Origin of the sequence: Mycolicibacterium palauense, from assembly GCF_002592005.1 — a bacterium.
GTDB lineage: Bacteria > Actinomycetota > Actinomycetes > Mycobacteriales > Mycobacteriaceae > Mycobacterium > Mycobacterium palauense.
Window position 1 is genome coordinate 1 of record NZ_NVQF01000206.1, and the last position, 809, is coordinate 809.

Genomic DNA, 809 nt, shown 5'->3' on the forward strand with positions numbered 1-809 from the left:
TTGTGGGTAGTGGACAGGTGCCGGGCGGCGTCGTTGCGGCGGGTTGTGCTGGTGTCGGCGTGTTGGTGGTTGCTGCCTGCGGGGCCGCTGGGGCGGCGGGGTTGGGGGCTGGCTGTTGCGGCGGCGCGGTGGTGGGGCTGCCGGGCATTCGCGGCGTGATCGGCAGGATCGGGGCCCGGCGGTTGTCGCGCGAGCCGGTCTCGCTGTGTGTACCGATACCGGGAGGCAGCGGGGGTGCGGAGGCGTCGGCGAGCTGCTCTTCGCTCACGGGGTCGGCACCTCCTGCTCGGCCTGTGTGCGGGGTCGTTTGACGATGACGTTGCCGGTGGGCAGGACTCCCACGGCGATCGGCTGGTTGATGGTGGTGGCGTCGATGCCCAGCGTTGGGGTGATCGCGATCATGACGGCCGTCGGCCCGTGACTGGGGGTGAAGTTGAAGAAGACGAGATCACCGGGGCTGATCGCGCTCGGGTCGACGCGATCGCCACTGTCGATCTGGGCTGCGACGTCCTTGGGCAACGTGACCTCTCCCCGTGTGGCCTGGTAGTACGCGTATCTGACCAAGTTAGCTGCCGAAAAGGCGTCATTCGTGGGGCCAGCGGTACTTCCGTCGGCATCGGTGGCCAGTAGCCCCACCTGGTTGTTGGCCAGGGCGGCGGCTTGCCGGCCGACGTCGGTGCCCGGTGTGGTCAGTGGGGGCCCGACGACATCGCCGGTACGCACGGCGTTTGCGCACGCGGTTGTGTTGGCGTCGGCCGTGGGGGGTGGGGTGAGGGTGGCGTACGGGTTGGTGGGGGACGTGTTGTTTG

The 809-nt window shown here is 69.1% G+C and carries 1 protein-coding gene and 1 pseudogene; both read right to left on the bottom strand.

The features are described from left to right. Window positions 1-268: pseudogene (locus CSR00_RS31100) on the bottom strand (hypothetical protein); the annotation flags it as partial. Further along, the coding region (locus CSR00_RS29890) for an NlpC/P60 family protein (protein WP_218014569.1) at window positions 265-809 on the bottom strand (545 nt) is incomplete at its 5' end. The gene CSR00_RS29890 and the pseudogene CSR00_RS31100, both read right to left, overlap by 4 nt.